The sequence below is a fragment of the Arthrobacter sp. AZCC_0090 genome, assembly GCF_014207375.1.
Lineage (GTDB): Bacteria > Actinomycetota > Actinomycetes > Actinomycetales > Micrococcaceae > Arthrobacter.
Window position 1 is genome coordinate 126,830 of record NZ_JACHEE010000012.1, and the last position, 20,242, is coordinate 147,071.

A 20,242-nucleotide genomic window follows, 5' to 3' on the forward strand; every position below is an offset into this window, starting at 1 on the left:
GCCGTCCGCGGGCGCTGCGTAGGAGAATTTCATCATGGCGAATTCCCCAACCGGTGAATCCGTGATCAGCCGCGTCGTGCGTCTTTTGAGTGCGTTCGACCGGGATGTGCCGAGCATGACACTGTCCGGCCTTTCGCGCCGCGCCGACCTGCCGCTGACCACTACCCGGCGGCTGCTGGAGGATCTCGTCCTGCATGGCCTGATTGAGCGGCTTCCCGACGGCGATCTGCGGCCCGGGATGCGGATGTGGGAGCTCGCTGCGCGGGCTTCACGGGCCCTGAACCTCCAGGAGGTGGCGCTTCCGTTCATGGAAGATGTCCAGGCCACCGTCCACCAGCACACCACCCTGGCGGTGTTGAACCAGAGGACGGTGCTGTACGTGGAGCGTCTGTCATCGCCGGATTCCAAACTCAATGCGGCGCACATCGCACAAAGAATGCCCATCCACGCGGCATCCTCTGGGCTGGTGCTGCTCGCGTACTCTCCGTCTGCCTTCCAGGACGAGGTGCTCTCTGCCCCTCTGGCGAAGGTAACCCCTGAGACGATCACCGATCCGTTGCTGATTCGGAAGCATCTGGCAGAGATCCGCCAGCGGGGCTACGTGGCGTTGCCTGGGATCGGCGTCACTGAATGGACCGGCATCGCGGTTCCGGTCTTCGGGGCAAACAACGAGATTGCCGCGGCATTGAATGCGATTGTTCCGAGGAACGAAGCCGACATTCCTTTTACAGTCCCTGCACTGCTGACGGCTGCCCACGGCATTTCCCGAGCCCTGAAATCGGCCGGCACTTCCCCGCGCCGCTAGGCGTTTCGGCAACTTGAGCCGATGAACGGAAGTCCTGTGGCCGGTGGCGTGCCGCCGTCGGCATTCTTGGTGAGACACGGATCACTATCCCGGAAGGAAGGACAACGATGTCTGCCCCCACCACAGAAAAAACCAGCAGCCCAGCGGCGCTGCCCCCGTATTCCCATGAACTGGACTGGCCGGAAGGAATGGCACCTTTCAAAGTGGTCGACGACGGATCGCAAGGCGATCCCTACGCGCACTATGAATGGATGAGGGAGCATGCTCCCGTGCTCCGGGCTTACTCGCCGGTCTCCGATGTCTGGTTCATCTCCCGGTACGACGACGTCCGCAAGGCCATGCGGGCACCCAAGGTCTTCTCCTCCCAGGTCGTAGAGCCGGTGCCGCTGACCTTCCTGACTCTGTTCGACGCACCGAACCACACGCGCCTGCGCCAAGTGGTCGCGCAGGCCTTCACCCCGAAAGCCATCGGCCGATTCGAGGAGCGGGTCCGGGAAAACGCGCACAAATACCTGGACCCGATGATCGCCGCCAGAGGCGGGGACGCCGTGGACGACTACGCGATTCCACTGAGCATGTCCACGATCAGCGCCCTGCTTGATGTGCCTGCCGCTGACTTCGACAAGATGAAGTTCTGGTCTGACGAGACGTTCAGCTACTTTGGCAGGCTCGCTCGCAAAGCTGAGGGGACCGGCACGGATGAACAAAGCACCTTCGCGTTCTTCGCCTACCTGAAGGACACCATGGAGCGCCTCTATCGAGATGAGAGCGAGTCAGTGGGCGGCCACATCGCGAGGATGTGGAAGGAAGGCCTGCTCAGCGAGAAAGAGGCCAAGGAACTGTGCGCGTTCGTCTTCGTCGCCGGACATGACACGACGACGATCCTGCTCGCCAACGCCTTCAGGCTCTTCAGCGAACACCCCGAACTGCTGGACCGGATCCGCGAGCGTCCCGAGGACGCGAACCTCTTCCTCGAGGAACTTGCCCGCTACCGAGGAACAGTGCAGCGCGTCAGCCGCATCACCACCGAAGAAGTCGAAGTTGCCGGGGTAACCCTGCCTGCCGGAGCCATTGTCCGGCTCCTGCCCGCCGCCGCCAACCGGGACAGTGCCAAATACCCCGATGGCGAGAAGTTCGACATCGACCGCAACAACGACGGCCACCTGGGCTTCGGCCACGGCGTGCACAGCTGCCTCGGTGCCCCCTTGGCGCGGCTGGAAACCCAGGTGACGATCGAAATCCTGGCCCAGAAACTGGGTTCCCTGATTCTGGATCAGGACAAACCGATTGACTACGTCCGCGGAAACAACCTCACGAACTCGGGCCCGGAGCACCTCCACGTGAAGCTGGAGAAGTTCGATGCGTGAGCAGCAGATCCCACAGGAGAACCAAAAGCCCGTTGTCATCATCGGTGCCGGCCACTCCGGCGTCGCTGTCGCTGCAGGACTGCGCACCCGGGGGTGGCAAGGCCGCATCCTGCTGCTCGACGCCGAAAAGGAAACCCCATACGAACGCCCGCCACTGTCGAAGGAACTCCTGAAGGCCGGTGCCCCGGACGAGTCGACGCCACTGCGCAAGGAAAAGTTCTTCCAAGACAAGGGCATCGAGCGCTTGGCGGGACTCACCGTCGAGTCCATAGACCGTCCAGGCAAGGCCGTCCTCCTCTCCGACGGCGGCCGTCACGGGTACCACCGCCTCGTCATCGCCACTGGTTCACGGGCCCGGGCACTGTCGGTTCCCGGCGCCAATCTCCCGGGCGTCTTGGCCTTGAGGACCAGGGACGACGCGCTCGAACTCAAGCGCGTCCTGGTCCCAGGCGCGCAGGTTGCCATCATCGGGGCCGGCTACATCGGCTTGGAAGTCGCCGCCGCGGCGGCTGCGCGAGGCTGCAAAGTCACTGTCCTCGAATTCCAGGACCGGGTCATGAGCAGGGTTACCTCGGCTCCCGTTTCCCGCTTCTTCGAGAATGTCCACGGGCAAAAGGGCGTCCGCTTCGTCTTCGGCGCCGCGGTTACAGCCATCGAGGGAACGGACCGGGCCGAGCACGTGGTGACGGCCGACGGCGCGCGGTTCCCCGCCGACGTCGTCCTCGCCGGAATAGGCGTGATCCCCAACCAGGAAATCGCTGAAGCGGCCGGACTGCACTGCAAGGACGGCATCTTTGTGGACGACGACGGACGCACCTCGGACCCGGAAATCTACGCCACCGGCGACGTCACCCACTTTACCAGCAGGATCGATGGCCAGAGCCAGCGGCTCGAGTGCATCCAGAACGCCATGTCCCAAGCGGACAGCGTCGCCGCGCACATCACCGGCCAGCCGACGTCGGATCCCGAGATCCCCTGGTTCTGGACCGTTCAGCACGGCGTCCGTCTGCAGACCGCAGGAGTGCGCCACCCCGACGACGACGTCATTGTCCGCGGAACGCCCTCGGAAGGAAAGTTCTCGGTGGTCTATCTCCGGAACGGACGGCTCTCCGCCGTCGACACCGTCGGAGGCCTCAGCGACTTCCGCCCGGCCAAGAAACTCATCGCCCGGGCGGCGGAAATCGATCCCTCGCTTGCCGCAGAACCCAGCATTTCATTGACTGACGCTGCGCTGCAGCCCTCACTTTAAAGGAACCACCATGAGCAACAACAAAGTAACCGTCGTCGACCGTGAAGGCGCCACCCATGACCTTGAATGGGAGCCAGACCAGAGTCTGATGGAGGCGCTCCGGGATAACGACCTCCCGGTCCTGGCCTCCTGCGGCGGCACCGCATCCTGCGCAACCTGCCACGTGTTCCTCGAAAAAGAGGTCTTCGAAACCCTGGGCGAACGCAGCGAGGACGAACTCGAACTGCTTGTGGAAGCCGAGGGCTACCAGGAATGCGGCTCCAGACTCTCCTGCCAGGTCGACTTCAGCCAGAACCTCGACGGCGTCACGGTCACGCTGGCGCCTGAGGGTTAGAAATATGAAGGCTACGGAATTTCTCGAACGCCGCGATGTGGACCGAGCCACCACCCAGACACGCAAATCTTCTGCGACCCCATGACCAGCCTGACTCAGGCCCTGCGCAGGTGCGAAGGGCCTGAGGCATGCGGGGTCCGTCTCAGACGGAACGCTGGGCCTTGGTGGTTGCCGTGGCAGCTTTGCTCTTGTCCCGTGCCTGGCCCGGTCGTTATCACTCATGGCGTTGAGCGCGGCAAATGTTCCGGGCCAGCCAGCATCTGACCCTGTCCATCGTGATGGTCTGGCGGGTGATGTAGCCACAAGCATCCGAGAGCATGAAGATGGTCGGATTGGCCAACTCCTCCGATAGTGCCTGCCCGTCCGGCCGTTCTGTAGGTGTCTTCTGGGTCTTGGTCCGCGGGCAGACGCGTGAGGATTTGGGAGGTGCCTGATCCATGCCATGGCGCGGCTGAGTGGAATCGTGGATCGCCTGTCCGGGTTCCGCCTTGCGAGCGTCGACGTGAGTCGGCGCGGGTCGAACCGATGTACCACATTGGTACGATGGTCGGTATGGCAATGAATCTCCGCGTTCCCGAAGACCTCGATCGCCGGCTCGAGCAGCTTGCCGCCGAGGAGCATACGTCCAAGTCCGCGCTTCTGCTCCAGGGGGCAGAGCTGGTCCTGCAGCGCCATGCCCGCCGCCGCGAAATTAGTGAGGGCCTGGACTTTGTGATGAGTCATGACGCCGGGCTGCTCACCCGCCTTGAGGACGCGTGACCGCGTACCTGGATATCGAGGATGCCCTCCAGGTGGTTGACCGCTACGGCTTCCGCATCCGCGACGTCGGACTGCTCGCCTCGGCCTTGGCCCGGCCGGCAACAACCGTCATGGGCGCCGAAGCCTATCCGGACCTGGCCATGAAAGCGGCGGCACTCCTTGAGTCCGTTGCCAGATTCCATCCGGTCATCGACGGCAGCAAACGCACGGCCTGGACGTTGACGGTATTGCTCTTGTGGATCAATGGCTACCGCCACGACTTCACGACCGACGAAGGCTTCGACGTCGTTGTCGGCGTCGCCGCCGGCAACCTTGAACTGCAGGACTCCGCTGCGGTGATTTCACGGCATCTGGTCCGACGCTAGACGCGCCTGAATCGCGCAAAAGAGGGTGTGCACAATGTGCACACTCTTGCCGTCGGACTGGCCCGTACCGGGGCCGAACTGGCCCGTACTGCGTATGTTTCTGCGACTTCCCAGTATTTTCAAGGCCCGGAACCCGGTTCGAGTCCCACCTCGGGCACAGCATGACCTCTCGTCAGAGGGGTTTTTGCTTTAATGTGTGGACATTGATCCTCTGCGGGTCCCTCTGACGTTGGCCGCGGTTTATGCCTGGCCCCGCGGCGGCCTGTTCGGTTGTTTGGGTGGCGAGGTCAGGGTGCTTGCTGGTGGCCCGTGCGCCTGGTGGAATCTAGGGTAAGTGCCGTCCTTTCTTGCTGTTCCGGTGGGCCAGTTGTTGGCCGTCACTCATTCATGGCCAGAAGTTATGGGGACGACATGACGAAGCCGAATTCTCTCGAGGATCTTCATCGTAGAGCTGCTTTCTGCGTACCAGGTAGAGTCCGCTGATCGCGTGTTTGTCCGGCCAAAGAGGGCGTTCACATTGTGCACACCTTTGTGCACGGGCGGCTTTTGGACCTGCATTTTGATCCCCTTCCTACAGGTGTCTCCGACACCGGTTCATGCAAATCTCTGTTGCACGCGACATGACATCGCGGCCTGGATCCTCGGTGTCATTGGACGTTCCTGTCAGCGGAAACGTCTTTGGGCGCTTGGGTCCGATCCGTCGGCAGAGTCCAGGTGTGTGGGATCCGGACTCTTCTTCCGGTCCGGGCTGGGACGCTGATCAGGCTCGTACCGCCGGCCCCCTTCGCGACCACAGAGGCTCTGGTAACCAAGGTCTTCCTGCAAACCCACATTGTCCGTGGCGGCATTTGGCTCGGCGGTCTGGCCCCGCTCGTCGTCCTTGCTGGCACCCGTCGCAGTCTGAGCGATCGCGCCGGCCTGCTGTGGGCGGACATGTGGCAGCGTTTCGGCTTTGTCGCACTGATAAGCGTCGGAGCGGTACTGATCTCTGGCCTGTGGCTGACCTGGCAGCACATCGGCAGCATCCCGCAGCTGTGGACCACGACCAATGGACTGATCCTGCTGGTCAAGATCATTCTGGTACTGGGCATGATCACTGCCGGCGCCGTGAACTCGTTCTGGCTGATGCCACGCATCGCCCTGGCCCGTCACGCCGACCCGGCCGCCTCCCTCGTGCACCTGACCCTTGGTCACTTCCCGAAGGTCGTCTGGACCGAGGTCGCCCTCGGTGTAGGCGTACTGACAGCCCTTACCGTCTTCAACGGGTCGGCCCGCGTCGAGGCGACGGGCCAAGGCGCCCCGCCCGTTGACCCAGGCCTCAGCACCGCCGGTGTTGTCCTCTCCCTCACGCTGGCGGCTTCCCTCTACGCCTCTGCGAAGGCCTCGGATGCCCTGGCCCGACACCAGATCGCCGCCCATGCCTAGCGGTGCCGCGGCGGGTAAGACCCGTCAGTTACGTGTCCGCTTGAGCCCGGGGTAAGCTGGTCGAACCCCGTGTGACGAGCCTCGTTGCGAGCTCAACCCTGGGCCCCTCCGTGGTTGCGTCGATGCCTTCTCTCTGATTCGTTAGGCGCAGGAGCATGCGAAAGGCGGTCGCTCCCATTTCCTGAATAGGCTGCCTCACAGTGGTCAGTTGTGGTGTAGCCCAAGTTGCTTCGGGAATGTCGTCGAATCCGACGACGCTGACGTCCCCGGGGATGTTTAGCCCGAGGTAGCGCACGGCGTCGTAGACGCCGAGAGCCATCAGGTCCGACGCTGCGAAGATGGCCGTAGGCCTGTCCTCGCGGCTCAGGACGTCTACGGCGAAGTCGCGTGCCTCGTCGCGGTTCCAATCGCCGGCACCCACCAACCGAGGCTCGACGTGCAGGTCCGTGGCCGACAGGGCAGAGCGAAAACCGTCGAGGCGCGCTCGACTATAGAGGTGGTTCTTCACTCCTCCGATGAGGGCGAAATGCTTGTGCCCGAGGCTCAGTAGGTGCTCCGCCGCAATCCGTCCGCCTTCCCAGTTCGCCACGCCCACGCTCGCGGCACTACGCGGAGCCGGGCTCATCGGATCGACGAGGACCACGGGTATGCCAGCCGTATCGAGTGCACTCAGCTGTGTCGACGTGGGATCGACCAGGACGACGATGGCTCCGGTTGACGGGCGGCGCAGGAGCCGGCTCACCCAGTCGCGGCCCGCGCGGGCGATCGTGAGGACCACGTCGCAGTCCGCGACCGCCGCGGCTTCTTCGACGCCAGCGAGGATGCTGTTGGCCCATGAGCCTTCGATGTTGCTCACCACAAGGTCGACGAGGCGAGGCGTGGCCGCGAGCGAGCGACCCACCGGGCGGGGTCCCTTAGCCTTCGCGTAGCCCATCTCCTGTGCGATCCGGACCACGCGTTCACGCGTTGCGAAGGACACGTCTGTCGCTCCGCGGAGCACCTTTGACACCGTCGGTGTGCTGAGGCCGGCCGCGGCTGCTACATCGGCCAAGGTCGGATTCTTGCCATCCGCTGCGGGACTCATGTTTTTGCGCAAAAAAGTTTTCCTTTGATCTCCAAATTGCGATATGTATACTCTCTCTGCGCAAAAGGATATTTGAAAATTGCGCAACTTTTCAATAGTCGATGGCCCGGTGGCGGGTCGAGGAGGAAAGTCGATGGAGACTTCACGTTTTACTACATCGAGGCGGGGCTTCTTGGGCCTTGTCGGAACCGGCGCGGCCGTCGCTGCTCTTGCGGCCTGCTCGACTGGGGGCGGTGGCGGTGGGGCGAGTGCCAGTTTGAAGTTCTGGAACATGCCCTGGGGTACTCCCGCGTTCAACACGCTCGACAGCAAGATCACCCTTGGCTACAAGCCGGAGTCGGGGCTTCCTGCGGCGACGTATCAGGCAATCCAGTGGGCAAACTTCAACCAGACGTTCTCGTCTGCCCTCGCGTCGAAGACCGGGCCCGCCATCTCCTCGGGCGGCGGAACCCAGGCGTTCCAATTCGCCAAGCAAGGCTTTATCGCTCCCGCGGACGGCCTCATCGAGAGCTGGAAATCCAATGGCATCTACGATGACTTCCTCCCTGGAGTCCTCGACGCGATGAAGACCGACGCCGGATACGTCGCCGTTCCGTACAACCTTGACATGCGGGTGAACTGGTACAACAAGGAGCTCCTCGAAAAGGCGGGCGCGACTCCTCCCACCGACTGGCAGTCCTACCTCGACGCAGCGGCCGCTCTGAAGAAGATCGACGTGTACGGGTTCGCGGCTAACGGCAACGCCAGTGGCGGTAACGCCTTCCAGATGATCGTGGGCCTGATGATCAACAACGGCGGCGGCATCTTCGACGAGGAGCACAAGCCGAATCTGGTGACCGCCGCGAACATCGAAGCGCTCGAGTTCGTGCGCGAGAACATCAGCAAGGGCTACATGGACCCTGCCGCCATCAGCTACACGGCGACGAACGCGAACTCGCAGTGGAAGGCCGAGAAGTTCGGCATGGGCTTCGACGTCCCCAACCTCGCGGCCAACGTCGGTGGAGCGTCCTCATCGCAGTTGGTGGTCGGCGATCCGCTCACTAGCGCCAGCGGCAAAAAGGGCGCCCTGTATTTCCCGAACAACATCATGATGTACAAGAACACGCCTAGCCAGAAGGGCTCGGAGGCGTTCATGACCTATTACTACCAGAACATGAAGGCCCTATGGACCCAGAACACCGGCATCGGCCTCCCGGTTCTGAAATCAATCGCGGCGACCCCGGAATTCCAGTCGGACCCAAACGCAGTCAAGATCGTCAAGATGTGGCAGCCCATCGCCAAGACCTGGGCGGCGCCCGGTGGAACCGCCCTTTTCTCGAACATCTCTTACGTCGACAGCACGCCTGCCATCTCCGACTTCGGCCAGAACGTTCTCTCGGGTAAGTCTGCGAAGGACGCCCTGACGACATTCCAGTCGACGTTGACGTCGCTCATCAAGGACTGAACCATGACATCCACGAGCATCGCCGAGAGCGTCAAACGCGCACGCCGTGGGGTCGGACCGGCCGGGGCGGGACGCAAGCCCGGTCCGGCGCCCGCCGCTCGGGCTAGGAAACGGTTTACACCGCGCACCTGGACACTCATAGCATTCGCAGCACCATCGCTCATCCTCCTCCTGCTCCTGAACGTCTACCCGCTCGTCTATGCCTTGATTCAAGCACTCCATGACGGAACCCTTCTCGAAACCGGGCCCTTCGTCGGATTGAAGAATTTCGGCGACGTACTCGCCCAGCCCTCGTTCTGGTCGGAGACGTCCTTCACCGTCGTCTTCACGGTCGTTGGCGTGTTCGGCTCCTGGCTCGTCGGACTCGCACTGAGCCTGCTGCTTCGCACCCACATCCCGGCAGGCGGACTGTTCAAGGTACTGCTTCTCCTGCCGTGGATCGTTCCCACGGTGGTCTCCGCGACGTCGTGGAACTGGCTGGTTGCAACACCCCAGAGCCCGCTTCCCGTGATCGCGGAGCATCTAGGCTTCGGAAACGTGCTCTTCCTGGCAGACCCGATGCTTGCGCAGGTCGTCGTCTGCCTCTTCAAAGTGTGGATTTCGTTCCCGTTCATGATGATGATGATGTCGTCGGCTCTCGCCTCAGTCGACACGAACGTCTACGAGGCGGCGAAGGTCGACGGGGCGACAGGGTGGCAGTCGTTCCGGCTCATAACACTCCCGCTGATTGCGCGCACGACGTTTGTGTCGTGGATTCTGATGACGATCTTCTGCGTGAACGACTTCCCGACGATCTTCCTGCTCACCGGCGGGGGTCCGGCACATGCGACGACGTCGCTGGTCCTCCTCGCCTATCTCACTGTGTTCCAGAACTTCCAGACCGGGCCCGGCGTCGCCATCGCGTTCTTGATGACGTTCGTCCTCGTGGTGATCTCGGTCGTTCTTTACCGCCAGATCCGAAAGGTCAACGTCGAATGATAACGACCAGTGCTCCCCAAGAAGAAGTCCGAACTGGACACAGGGACAGGAGCGGGCCTCCGGCCGACCGCCAGACCTCTCAGGACATCCGTCAGAGAGGCAAGTGGCCCCGCTTCGTCTTGATCCTGCTCATGACCGCCGTCGTCCTGGTCCCGATCGTCGCCGTCTTCGGACTGTCGCTGACACCGTCACTCGGCTCGAATGCAGAAGGTCTCACCTTCGAGAACTTCGGGAACATCTTCACGCAGACGGCGGTCCTGACCTGGCTCGGCAACAGCCTTGTCATCACCGCCTTCACCGTCGTTGTCGCCGTCGCGGTCGCGGCTCCCGCCGGTTACGTTCTGTCCAGGTCCCGCAACCGGCTCGTGTCGGGATATTCGCTCATCCTGTTCGTCGTGCAGTCCTTGCCTGTCGTCACCTCGGCGATACCGCTCTTCATCTTGTTCGCGAACCTCGGGTTGGTCGACAGCCTCTTTGGCGTCGTGATCATCTACGTCGGTGCCACGATGTCGGTCGCCATCTGGATGATGGCCGCCTACTACGACTCCATCCCCATCGCTCTCGAAGAAGCCGCCTGGATAGACGGTGCCTCGATCTTCGGTTCGTTCACCCGCATCGTCCTCCGGAACTCCCTGCCGGGCATCCTCTCAACCGCGATCTTCTCGTTTCTCCTGGCCTGGAACGATTACCTCATCGCCGTCGTGTTCCTCCGGTCCGACCCGAATTACACCCTTCCGGTCGGCTTGGAATCCTTCTTCCAGCAGAATGCCACCAACTGGGGACTCGTCATGGCGGTCGCCGTCGTGATGATGCTCCCGCCGATCATCCTGTTCGCGTTCCTCAACAAGCACTTCTCGATCGGCGGAATCGGCGGGTCGCTTTCCAGCCGCTGAGCGACGCCTGCAAGAACGCATCAACGAACCATGTCGCATGGCGGCAGCAAGGAAAACATGAGTACCCCTGATCCACGATTCACGACCAAAACCGCACTTGTCGTGCGCGGCGGTTGGGACGGGCACCAGCCCGTCGAGGCCACAAACTTCTTCATCCCGTTCCTCGAGGCGCGCGGCTACACGGTGCGTGTGGAGGAATCACCCGCGGTCTATGCTGACAGCTACTACATGCCCTCGGTCGACCTCATCGTCCAGTCGAACACGATGACCTCGATCGAGAAGGAAGAGTTCGAAGGTCTTCAGTCCGCCGTCGAAGCGGGAACGGGACTCGCAGGCTGGCATGGCGGCATCGCCGACTCCTATCGCAACAACTCCGACTATCTGCAGTTGATCGGAGGTCAGTTCGCTGCGCACCCCGGCAAAGCTCCCGGAGAGCTCACCGGCGATCAGTCCGACAACTATCGTCCTCACACCATCAACATGACCGAAGCGGCAGCCTCGCACCCCATCACCGAAGGCATCACCAACTTCGAGCTGACCACTGAGCAGTACTGGGTACTCCACGACGACTACAACGACGTGCTAGCGACCACCACCCAAGCCGTCCGGCCCTGGGATCCGTGGAAACGCGAAATCACCTCACCCGCCATCTGGACCAGGCAGTGGGGCGAGGGCCGCATCTTCGTCTCTACGCCCGGTCACCGTGTCGACATCCTCGAGAACCCGAACGTCAAAACCATCATCGAAAGGGGATTGCTGTGGGCGTCCCGCTAACCGTCGGAGTGATCGGCGTCGGAAAGATCAGCGAACAGTACTTCGAGAGCCTCCCGAAGCTGCCCGGTCTCAAGCTCGTCGCTGTCGCAGACATCAACGAAGAACGTGCGCACGAGGTCGCGGCCGAGCAGGGTGTTGAAGCCCTGACAGTCGATGAGCTCCTCGCCGACGACCGAATCGACTCGATCATCAACCTGACCATCCCCGCAGCGCACATCGAAGTCGGGACGCGGGCGCTCCACGCCGGCAAGCACGTCTTTGCCGAGAAGCCCCTTGCGCTGTCCCCGGAAGAAGCCCTCCCCATGCTGGAGCTTGCCGACTCTTTGGGACTTCGAGTCGGTAGTGCCCCCGATACGGTCCTCGGTACGGGCGTCCAAACTGCCCTGCAGCTGCTCAACTCAGGTGCCATCGGCGCGCCGGTAGCGGCGCAAGTTCACTGGTCCGCACCGGGACACGAACGCTGGCACCCGTCACCACTCTTCTACTACCAACCCGGCGGCGGCCCACTATTCGATATGGGTCCCTACTACCTGACCAGCCTCGTCATGTTCTTCGGACCGGTCGTCCGCGTATCGGGAGTGGCCACTAGGTCCGACCGTGCGCGAACCGTCGAGACCGGCCCCCTGGCCGGCACTCCGATTCCCGTGGAGATCGACACCCATGTCAGCGCGATCCTCGAGCACGCGAACGGGGTGACCACCACGATCACGGTCAGCTTCGAAGTCTGGGCGACCCGGACACCGCTCTTCGAGATCTACGGCACCGATGGTACCATCGCTGTCCCAGACCCGAACCGATTCTCCGACCCCGTCGAACTCGTGACCAGTGAAGAACCGGAACGGCGTGAGGTGCCAACCTCTGCTGGTTACGAGGACGCCGGGCGAGGTTACGGCCTCGCAGACATGGCCAGAGCCATCAAGACAGACCGCCCACATCGAGCCTCCGGACGGGTAGCGTTCCACGTCCTCGAGGTCATGGATGCCATCACGCGCGCGAGTCAAGAGCGTCGGGTCATTGAAGTGGACAGCACGGTCGACAGACCGGCCGTCGTGCCCTTTGGCGCGGCACCCGACACTTGGTAGCTGCGCGAATCGCGTATGGCGCACCGCGCCCTCTTCCGGCTCATCGTCCGGAAACCTAGCTGAATCTACTCATAGACTTTGGAGAAATTGACCATGGCATCTTCGCCCCGGCTCGTCGTCAATCTGGATATCGCGGGCCCCACTATCAGCCGTCATGTCTACGGCCATTTCGCTGAACACTTGGGCCGTTGTATCTACGGCGGTTTCTGGGTGGGGGAGGACAGCGGGATCCCCAACACCCGGGGCATCCGGAATGACGTCGTGGAAGCTCTGCGCGAACTCCGGATCCCCAATCTGCGCTGGCCGGGCGGCTGCTTCGCCGACGAATACCATTGGCGTGACGGCGTCGGCCCCCGCGAGCAGCGCCCGCGCATGGTCAATTCCCATTGGGGCGACGTTGTTGAGGATAACTCCTTCGGTACTCATGAGTTCATGGACCTCTGCGAAATGCTCGGCGCGGACGCCTACGTCAACGGCAATGTGGGTTCCGGCACAGTCCAGGAGATGAGCGAGTGGATCGAATACCTCACCCGCGCCGATGACTCACCCATGGCCGCCCTCCGACGGCAGAACGGCCAGGACGAGCCCTGGAAGGTCCCTTTCTTCGGCATCGGCAACGAGCCCTGGGGGTGTGGTGGCCACTTCCGCGCGGAGGCGTATGCAGATGTGGCCCGGCAGTACAGCACGTTCGTCCGTTCCCACAATGGAAACGAGGTGTACCGGATCGCAGCCGGTGCCAACGCCGATGACGTGGCCTGGACCAAGGCCCTGATGGAGGTGCTGCATGACAAGGGAGGTGTGGACCGCAAGGCGTTCCCATATCAAGGGATTTCCCTGCATTACTACACAATGTCCGGCCACTGGGACGCGAAGGGCTCTGCCACCGAATTCAGCGAGGAAGAGTACTGGAAGACCGTCAAGGCAGCCCAGCAGATCGAGACCCTGCTGAGTGCCCACTCGACCATGATGGACGTCTACGACCCGCACAAAGCAGTGGGTCTGGTCCTGGATGAGTGGGGTACGTGGTGGGACGTGGAGCCCGGCACCAACCCCGGCTTCCTGTATCAGCAGAACACCATGCGGGACGCCCTGGTGGCGGCCATCCACTTCGACTCCTTCCACCGCCACGCGGACCGCCTGGTCATGGCCAACATCGCCCAAACCGTCAACGTCCTTCAAGCCATGTTGCTCACCGACCCGGAGAGCGGCGCCCTGGTCAAGACCCCCACCTTCCACGTCTTCGCCATGAACGCCGGTCACCAGGACGCCGCGGTGCTGCACACGCACATGGACTCCGGCGCCCCGCATGAGCTGGATGGTGCCCAGCTCCCGACATTTACTGCGTCTGCCAGCACCAAGGATGGCCAGGTACTCATCTCCGTGGCCAATCTTGGGCTGGAGGATGAGAGCGAGGTGGTCCTGGATCTGCGTGGCGGCCGGCTGGAGCAAGTGGAGGCCCTGGTACTCGGCGGAGACAGCGTCGCAGCGTTCAATGCGCCTGCCCATCCCTACGCCGTCGCACCCCGTCCGCTGGAGGTGAAGGAACGCGACAGCCAGCTGGTACTCCGCCTGCCGGCCCACTCGTTCGCCACGGTTCGCGGCGCACTGGCCGGTCAGATGCCCGAGACTGTTGCTGCCGCCGCGGTGGCCACCGCTTCAACCATGGGCAGCAAGCCATGCCTCAACTGCTGAGCAGTGATACGGCAACAGGTACCCCATCGTGCCCTGGTTGCGGTGGGGCGCAAGGGGCCCCGATGGCCCCGGCGCGTATCCGGGTAACGGTGCAGGAACCGCGCATATCGGCCGCGCTAAAAGTCTCCGTTAGCGCCGCAGGCTTTCCGAGGCAGTTCGCGGAAGGTGTCCAGATTCAAGGCCGAGAAGCGTCCCTGGTGGGTGAATCCGCAGCGCTCAGCAGGGCATGGTGACGGACACGGGCAGGGCGGGCATTACTGGGGGACGCAATTGCAACCGACTCACTTTTAACTCATCCTAATCGGCGACAATCAAGCGCGCGGTGGCCCGATAGCATGCGTTGATTGGGTCCGGTTCGAGACCCCTCAGGACCAATACGATAAGGCTGCCGTGGTGCTCATCGGAAAGTCTGTTGGCGAGGTCGGCGAGACCACCATTTACTGTTCCAAGGCCGCAACCCACCTTGTTGAAGTCGAGCAGGTTCTCAAGGGGGAGCCCGGAGAGGGGAACCTGCGCATCTCATCCATGCCCCAGACCTGCTCTGGAAGCGAGTCCTACCTCGACGGCGATCCGCTCGATACCAGTCAGAGGGTTATCATTATTGCGACCAAGCAGGGCGGCGAGTGGTTCACAATGACCCCCGCACAAGGAGTCTTGCCTTTCCCACAAGGCTCAGGGCTTCCCTTTCACTGAGCCCAGCCCTTGCCCATGAACTGCCGATAAATCCCTTAGACATACTCTCGTGTAGTTGTCACCAGCCTTGACATTGGGACGGCGGCTATTGGTTCGGATGCTATTCGGTAAGTTGCCGGTACCCTTCATCCTGTTGCTATACGGGACGCATCCACAGTTGGCTTCGGGGTTCCCGTCCTGAGGACCTCCGGCGACGCGGAAAAGGTTTAGTCTCGGAGGTATGGGCAGCGATTCCGTCCCGGGCGGGAGGTTCCCGGACACTCCGTCCTACGATGTGCACGGCCGCGTCGTGGAGACGTACGCCCGGGATCTCTCCAATAGCAACAGCCTGCTGGATGCCCTCGCCAAGCGCACGAGCCGCGGAGGGCGCAAAGCCGAGTTCGAGTTCACGTCCACTCCATACGACTTCTGCGAGGTCCTCTGCGTGGCGTCCCCGGAGACCGCCGTGGCCTTGCTCGACGCGGGGATCACCTCGGCAGACGAAGCCGTGATGTTCCTCGAAGAGCAGGGCCTCGAGGACCTCGTTGAGGACAACCACGACGCCGCGGAGGCGGCGCTGCGCTGGGCGGCGATGCCTTCGGAGGTACTCGACCGTTTCCAGCACTCGCCCGTATCCTTCTATGAGGATCCGGAGGGCTTCGAGGAGAAGCTGGGGGAGGACCTGCTCGGCAAGCTTCGGGGGCACCGGACGGTTTGGGCCGCCGTGCAGGAGCGCAGGATCGATCTGCGGGACATCCTCCAGATCGGTATCTCGCGGTTCCTCGACGCCGAGGACGACGACGGTACTCTCAGTGGGATGCTGGCCAGCCTGAAGTCTGGCGCAGATCAACCGGTCCTCGCCGAGGAGATCAGCGGCTGGATCGAACGGTTCGGGATCGGGCTGGCGACCCCGAATGAGGTCAAGACGGGCGTCTACCGGCTCGCCGTGCGGCACGGCGGCGACTTCGCTGCCCGGATCCCGCGGGATCTGCGCACCATGAGGCTTGCCAGCGGCCTCTCGCGTGCCGCCTACGGCGGGAGGCGCGGTCTCGACTTCGAGCGGCGCCTGATCCTATTCGGGGCTGAGGTCTTGGCCGCGGCATCGCGGGTGGCAGGGCCGTCACTCCTGCCGGGCGAGCGCGACCTGATGAGGCTGGTCGACGCGGGGATCACCGCCCCGCAGGTGGCCGAGGGGTATCTGAGGGGGATGAGTGCGACCCAGATGATCGGGGTGCACCGGGACGGCATGGTCCCGGGCGTCCCGGACGGCTGGATCTGACGCCCGCCCCGCAGGTTCAGGGGCCCGGGCCGTGCCCGTCGCTCTTCGGTGTTGGGCGTTGTCCTCCGGGTCCGAGCCGGGCGGCGGTCAGGTATTCGTCCTCGGGCATGAGGTCCGGTTGGCGCCGGCAGCCTCGTGATAGGTATGGGAAGTGCAGATCCGCACCTTCGACCTGGACGACGCGGCAGCGTGCCGGGGCTGTGCAGTCTGGAACCGGTGGCGGGAAAGTAAGGCTCCTCCTGGATCCGACTTTGGCGTGATCGCGGCGAGAAGCACCGCGGCACTGATCGAACTCGAGAGTCTATTTTCCATTCCGGCGTGCGCTGGCCGTTGCTGCGATGAGGTGCCTGACGGTTGGCCTCTCGTTGCTCAGGGCTTCTGCCTGCGCTTGAACGGCCTGATCGGCGGCAGTATTCCTTTCCTGGTGTTGGCGCAGGTGATCCTCCCAGGAGCGAACCAGAAACTTGTCGACGAAACGGCCCGGGGCGTTGCCATCGGCAAAGAGCCCCCATTGCATCGCGCCGGAGCGTTGTTGTGCCTCGCCGACCTTGCACATCAGTGAGGTGAAGGAATCAACATCTTCGGCAGCGACCTGATAGGTCTTCAGGACCATGACCGGGCCGTCTGAGGGGTCGGGTTCAAAGGCCAGTGCGGGTTCGGGCCAATGCGCCGAGGGGGTGAGGTCGAGCTGGCCAATAATCGGCGGGAGCGGCCACGTTGCCACCGACATGGCACAAACACCCAACAGAATGGCGGACATGATCAACACCCAGGCGGTGTTCGTCAGCCCGGCAATGCCTCCCCAAAGTAGCGACCCGACCGCCTGGCCACCCATGAAGACCACCATGTATGCGGCAAGGCCCCGTGCTCGCACCCAGTTGGGGAGAATCAGCTGCATCGACGAATTCAAGATGGAGAGCACCACCAGCCATGCGGTGCCCGCCAGAATAAGGACGAGCGCGACCACGATCACGGAGGGGACCATGGCTAGCACCACCGTCGCGGCACCGAAAACGATCGCTGAGGCCGCCCATCAACTCGTTGGCGCTGAACCCATCCTGAGGCGGGAAAGGCCGAATGCGCCAAGCACCGCACCCAGCCCGAGCGCACCTAGGAGACCATCGTAGCCCGCCGACTCCAGGCGCAGGGGGCCGTGAGCAACGACGGGCAGCAGCGCCCACAGGGCACTGGCCGGAACGATGAACAACACCGACCGCAGAAGGATTCGCCGTACCGCGGGGGCGCTGCGGATAAATCTCAGACCGGTGCCCAACGCAGCAACGGGGCGCTCCATCGGCAGGGACTGCGCGGCCTGCTTCTTCTCACGCCAGGCAATGAGGACCACCACGACCCCTATGAACGAGACCGCGTTGAGCCCGAACACCAGTGTCGGACCCGATATCGACACCAGCACCCCGGCGATTGCCGGCCCCACGGCGCGCCCGACATTGACGTTCATACTGCCGAGCGCTGCAGCCGCTGGAATCTGTGCCCTTGGCACTAGACTCGGCTGGATCGCCTGCCAGGCCGGGGCCGTCAGGGCCTGACCACATCCCATTAGGAACAAAAGCACCAACACCACTACCGGAGTGTGGTCACCCCGGCCCAGGTGAGGACCGCCAGCAGGCCGGCAGTCAACGCCATTGCCGTCTGCACCGAAATGAGCAAATGACGCCGGTCAAGCAGGTCGGCAAGCACGCCGGAAGGCAGGGACAGCAGCATCACCGGCAGCGTGGTCGCGACCTGCACCAGCGAAACCAGGGTGGCCGCATTCGGTTCAGTGACTAGCGTCCACTGGGCGCCTACCGTTTGCATCCAGGTGCCCACATTGGAGCCAAGCTGGGCGCCGATGGCCTCGGAAGATCACCGAGGCCATCGGCGCCCAGGTGGACGGCTCGGGGCCCTGACGTACCTGGTCAGCCATCGGCCCCACCTGCCTCGGTTGCCACGTCGGCCTGCCGTACCGTCAGATCAGTTCCGCTCGGCTCGACTCTACGCATTCAATATCTTTGTGGTCAGTAAATGTGTGTCAACTGTGATTGTTGACGGTTGATGCTGCTACTTTGTCGGAGTCGTACCCGGGAGGATCAGCTCCGCTCCCGATACGAAGTAACATGCCAGGCTATCCAAATTGGGAGGATATTCACCACTTCGAGCAATCCGCGCAGAAGGTTGGGCGGGGACGGCTGCGACTGTCAAAGATTAATCATGTGTCCGGTGAGCCCGTGGAAAGATTCCTGTAGGGCCTCGCTCAGGGTCGGATGAGTGTGGACGTTCCGTGCCAGCTCAGTGGCGGTGAGGTCCCATTTCTGGGCTAACGTGAGCTCGGGAAGCAGCTCGGAGACATCCGGCCCTATGAGATGGCCGCCCAGCAGTTCACCGTGCTGCGTTTCGGCGATCAGTTTGACGAAGCCCGTGGGCCCTCCCAAGCCGTGCGCTTTGCCGTTGGCCGTGAACGGGAACGTGCTGACCTTGATGTCACGGCCTTCGTCGCTGGCCTGCTGTTCGGTAAGGCCGAAGCTGGCGACCTGCGGCTGGCAGAATGTGGCGCGCGGCATCATGCGGTAGTCGCCCAAGGGCATGGTCTCTGCTCCGGCGATGGTTTCGGCAGCTACGACGCCCTGCGCCTCGGCGACATGGGCGAGCTGAAGCTTGGCCGTCACATCACCGATCGCGTAGATGTGCGGAACATTGGTCCGCATGTAGTCGTCAATGGCGATCGCCCTTCGGTCGGTTGTTAGCGCCACCCCTGTGCTTTCCAGTCCGAAGCCGCTGACGTTCGCGGCAAACCCGATCGAGACCAGCACCCTGTCCGTCCGGAGGCTTCCGGCCGCACCGTCGCCGCCGGTGTAGGTGACGGTGACTGATGATCCCTCATCCAGCACCGTTTCCACCTTCGTCGAGGTGAGGATTGGGATCCCCAGCTTCTTGTACTGCTTGAAGATTTCCTTGGAAACGTCCGCGTCTTCGGTTGGGAGCGCTCGGTCCAAGAACTCGATGATCGTCACGTCGACCCCATAGTTGCGCAGGACGTAGGCGAACTCCATGCCAATGGCGCCGGCGCCGACTATCACGATGGATCGGGGCAGCTCCCGGTCCAGAATCTGCTCCTCGTATGTCACGACATTCGCGCTTGCCACGACCCCGGGCAGCATCCGCACGGTCGATCCGGTGGCGATGATGGCGTGGTCGAAGGTGAGGGTCTGGGTTCCCCCGGCGTTCAGGTCCACGTCCATGCTGTGGCTGTCCTTGAAGGTTCCGGAGCCGTCGTATTCGGTGATCCCGTTCTTCTTCATCAGGAAATGCACGCCCCGGACCCGTCCGTCGGCAACCTGGCGGCTTCGGTCAAAGGCGGCGCCAAAGTCAAAGGACACATCCCCCGTGATCCCGAAAATTTCCCCCTGAGTATTGAATATATGTGCAAGCTCTGCGTTGCGCAGCAGGGCCTTCGATGGGATGCAACCGACATTCAGGCACACACCGCCCCAGTACTTCTTTTCGACAACCGCCACCCGCAGGCCAAGCTGCGCGGCACGAATCGCCGCGACATAGCCGCCGGGGCCAGCCCCGAGGATCACGACGTCGAATTGTTCACTCATGACAACCAACTCTCCTTGGGTTCGGGCACGGGGTAACCCACCGATGACGGCAGATTCAGCATAGTTGCGATATGGCCCGCGCACCCGTGAAATTCGCCTCCCCGCCCCGTAGACACGAGGACCGGAACATGCCCGCCGATAGCCCGTTCTGCCATCAAATGCCTGCTGCGGCACGATAATCGCGTCCTTCGGACCTGACGGTTTTGGTACAAGATTCTCCGGGTGACAAATACGGCTGCGCTTCATGCTGCGGGACGTTGACGATAGTGAACCCAGAGTAGAGGCTTGGAACGAGCACCACGTCTGCCGAGCCTGCGGGAGAGTCTATGCCAAAGCCATCCGTCGTCCTCTTCCACCGAGCATTCGCGGATTCGTCCAGCACTTTAAGTGGCGAGCCCTCGCGGTGCGCAGCTCTGGATGACGTATACAACTACACCGCGA

18 protein-coding genes and 1 pseudogene are annotated in these 20,242 nt (G+C 62.8%); 15 read left to right on the plus strand and 4 right to left on the minus strand.

Annotation, left to right across the window (positions count from 1 at the left end):
• Window positions 1-34: 34 nt before the first annotated feature.
• From HNP00_RS18115 to HNP00_RS18145, 7 genes are all read left to right on the plus strand, one after another.
• Complete coding sequence (locus HNP00_RS18115; protein WP_184741115.1) at window positions 35-805, plus strand: IclR family transcriptional regulator; 771 nt, start codon at window positions 35-37, stop codon at window positions 803-805.
• 107 nt (window positions 806-912) lie between these two features.
• Window positions 913-2,172 carry a cytochrome P450 gene (locus HNP00_RS18120; protein WP_184741116.1) on the plus strand — a complete coding sequence of 420 codons (1,260 nt, stop codon included), beginning with the start codon at window positions 913-915 and terminating at the stop codon, window positions 2,170-2,172.
• A complete protein-coding gene (locus HNP00_RS18125; RefSeq protein ID WP_184741117.1) occupies window positions 2,165-3,421 on the plus strand; it encodes an NAD(P)/FAD-dependent oxidoreductase in 1,257 nt (418 codons plus the stop codon). Before HNP00_RS18120 ends, HNP00_RS18125 begins: the two co-directional genes overlap by 8 nt.
• Window positions 3,422-3,431: 10 nt before the next feature.
• Window positions 3,432-3,755: a 2Fe-2S iron-sulfur cluster-binding protein gene (locus HNP00_RS18130; RefSeq protein ID WP_184741118.1), complete on the plus strand. Its 324-nt coding sequence runs from the start codon at window positions 3,432-3,434 to the stop codon at window positions 3,753-3,755.
• 552 nt (window positions 3,756-4,307) lie between these two features.
• Window positions 4,308-4,514, plus strand: coding sequence for a ribbon-helix-helix protein, CopG family (locus tag HNP00_RS18135; protein ID WP_260405046.1), 207 nt, complete (start codon window positions 4,308-4,310; stop codon window positions 4,512-4,514).
• Complete coding sequence (locus HNP00_RS18140; protein WP_184741119.1) at window positions 4,511-4,879, plus strand: Fic family protein; 369 nt, start codon at window positions 4,511-4,513, stop codon at window positions 4,877-4,879. Before HNP00_RS18135 ends, HNP00_RS18140 begins: the two co-directional genes overlap by 4 nt.
• Before the next feature lie 714 nt (window positions 4,880-5,593).
• Window positions 5,594-6,304 carry a CopD family protein gene (locus tag HNP00_RS18145; protein WP_184741120.1) on the plus strand — a complete coding sequence of 237 codons (711 nt, stop codon included), beginning with the start codon at window positions 5,594-5,596 and terminating at the stop codon, window positions 6,302-6,304.
• A 28-nt stretch (window positions 6,305-6,332) separates the two neighbouring features.
• On the opposite strand, the gene HNP00_RS18150 is transcribed toward HNP00_RS18145, so the two are convergent.
• On the minus strand, window positions 6,333-7,355 hold the full coding sequence (locus HNP00_RS18150; RefSeq protein ID WP_221451622.1) for a LacI family DNA-binding transcriptional regulator: 1,023 nt from the start codon (window positions 7,353-7,355) through the stop codon (window positions 6,333-6,335).
• Between the two features lie 166 nt (window positions 7,356-7,521).
• Between HNP00_RS18150 and HNP00_RS18155 the strand changes: the two genes are divergently transcribed.
• The 8 genes from HNP00_RS18155 to HNP00_RS18190 all read left to right on the plus strand — a co-directional run bounded on the left by HNP00_RS18155 (window position 7,522) and on the right by HNP00_RS18190 (window position 16,202).
• Entirely contained in the window at window positions 7,522-8,832 is a 1,311-nt protein-coding gene (locus tag HNP00_RS18155; RefSeq protein WP_184741122.1) for an ABC transporter substrate-binding protein, read from the plus strand.
• A 3-nt stretch (window positions 8,833-8,835) separates the two neighbouring features.
• Window positions 8,836-9,810, plus strand: a complete 975-nt coding sequence (locus tag HNP00_RS18160; protein WP_184741123.1) for a carbohydrate ABC transporter permease — start codon at window positions 8,836-8,838, stop codon at window positions 9,808-9,810.
• Window positions 9,807-10,703, plus strand: a complete 897-nt coding sequence (locus HNP00_RS18165) for a carbohydrate ABC transporter permease (protein ID WP_184741124.1) — start codon at window positions 9,807-9,809, stop codon at window positions 10,701-10,703. The genes HNP00_RS18160 and HNP00_RS18165 overlap by 4 nt, the downstream gene beginning before the upstream one ends.
• Window positions 10,704-10,760: 57 nt before the next feature.
• Window positions 10,761-11,477 (plus strand): ThuA domain-containing protein, encoded by a 717-nt coding sequence (locus HNP00_RS18170; RefSeq protein WP_184741125.1) that lies wholly within the window; start codon window positions 10,761-10,763, stop codon window positions 11,475-11,477.
• Window positions 11,462-12,559 (plus strand): Gfo/Idh/MocA family protein, encoded by a 1,098-nt coding sequence (locus HNP00_RS18175; protein ID WP_184741126.1) that lies wholly within the window; start codon window positions 11,462-11,464, stop codon window positions 12,557-12,559. Before HNP00_RS18170 ends, HNP00_RS18175 begins: the two co-directional genes overlap by 16 nt.
• Before the next feature lie 93 nt (window positions 12,560-12,652).
• Window positions 12,653-14,251: an alpha-N-arabinofuranosidase gene (locus HNP00_RS18180; RefSeq protein WP_184741127.1), complete on the plus strand. Its 1,599-nt coding sequence runs from the start codon at window positions 12,653-12,655 to the stop codon at window positions 14,249-14,251.
• 390 nt (window positions 14,252-14,641) lie between these two features.
• Window positions 14,642-14,944 (plus strand): hypothetical protein, encoded by a 303-nt coding sequence (locus HNP00_RS18185; protein ID WP_184741128.1) that lies wholly within the window; start codon window positions 14,642-14,644, stop codon window positions 14,942-14,944.
• A gap of 220 nt (window positions 14,945-15,164) precedes the next feature.
• Window positions 15,165-16,202, plus strand: coding sequence for a hypothetical protein (locus HNP00_RS18190; RefSeq protein ID WP_184741129.1), 1,038 nt, complete (start codon window positions 15,165-15,167; stop codon window positions 16,200-16,202).
• A gap of 301 nt (window positions 16,203-16,503) precedes the next feature.
• On the opposite strand, the pseudogene HNP00_RS23465 reads toward HNP00_RS18190, so the two are convergent.
• From HNP00_RS23465 to lpdA, 3 genes and pseudogenes are all read right to left on the minus strand, one after another.
• Window positions 16,504-17,760 (minus strand): annotated as a pseudogene (locus HNP00_RS23465) (MFS transporter).
• A gap of 23 nt (window positions 17,761-17,783) precedes the next feature.
• Window positions 17,784-18,053 carry an MFS transporter gene (locus HNP00_RS22995; protein ID WP_311770613.1) on the minus strand — a complete coding sequence of 90 codons (270 nt, stop codon included), beginning with the start codon at window positions 18,051-18,053 and terminating at the stop codon, window positions 17,784-17,786.
• 344 nt (window positions 18,054-18,397) lie between these two features.
• Window positions 18,398-19,801: a dihydrolipoyl dehydrogenase gene (lpdA, locus tag HNP00_RS18200; RefSeq protein ID WP_184741130.1), complete on the minus strand. Its 1,404-nt coding sequence runs from the start codon at window positions 19,799-19,801 to the stop codon at window positions 18,398-18,400.
• Window positions 19,802-20,242 lie beyond the last annotated feature (441 nt).

What these genes read in the sequence shown, in the direction of transcription:
- HNP00_RS18115 (WP_184741115.1), top strand. Translation starts at nt 35, where the DNA reads ATGGCGAATTCCCCAACCGGTGAATCCGTGATCAGCCGCGTCGTGCGT.
- HNP00_RS18120 (WP_184741116.1), top strand. Translation starts at nt 913, where the DNA reads ATGTCTGCCCCCACCACAGAAAAAACCAGCAGCCCAGCGGCGCTGCCC.
- HNP00_RS18125 (WP_184741117.1), top strand. Translation starts at nt 2,165, where the DNA reads ATGCGTGAGCAGCAGATCCCACAGGAGAACCAAAAGCCCGTTGTCATC.
- HNP00_RS18130 (WP_184741118.1), top strand. Translation starts at nt 3,432, where the DNA reads ATGAGCAACAACAAAGTAACCGTCGTCGACCGTGAAGGCGCCACCCAT.
- HNP00_RS18135 (WP_260405046.1), top strand. Translation starts at nt 4,308, where the DNA reads ATGGCAATGAATCTCCGCGTTCCCGAAGACCTCGATCGCCGGCTCGAG.
- HNP00_RS18155 (WP_184741122.1), top strand. Translation starts at nt 7,522, where the DNA reads ATGGAGACTTCACGTTTTACTACATCGAGGCGGGGCTTCTTGGGCCTT.
- HNP00_RS18160 (WP_184741123.1), top strand. Translation starts at nt 8,836, where the DNA reads ATGACATCCACGAGCATCGCCGAGAGCGTCAAACGCGCACGCCGTGGG.
- HNP00_RS18165 (WP_184741124.1), top strand. Translation starts at nt 9,807, where the DNA reads ATGATAACGACCAGTGCTCCCCAAGAAGAAGTCCGAACTGGACACAGG.
- HNP00_RS18170 (WP_184741125.1), top strand. Translation starts at nt 10,761, where the DNA reads ATGAGTACCCCTGATCCACGATTCACGACCAAAACCGCACTTGTCGTG.
- HNP00_RS18180 (WP_184741127.1), top strand. Translation starts at nt 12,653, where the DNA reads ATGGCATCTTCGCCCCGGCTCGTCGTCAATCTGGATATCGCGGGCCCC.
- HNP00_RS18190 (WP_184741129.1), top strand. Translation starts at nt 15,165, where the DNA reads ATGGGCAGCGATTCCGTCCCGGGCGGGAGGTTCCCGGACACTCCGTCC.
- lpdA (WP_184741130.1), bottom strand. Translation starts at nt 19,801, where the DNA reads ATGAGTGAACAATTCGACGTCGTGATCCTCGGGGCTGGCCCCGGCGGC.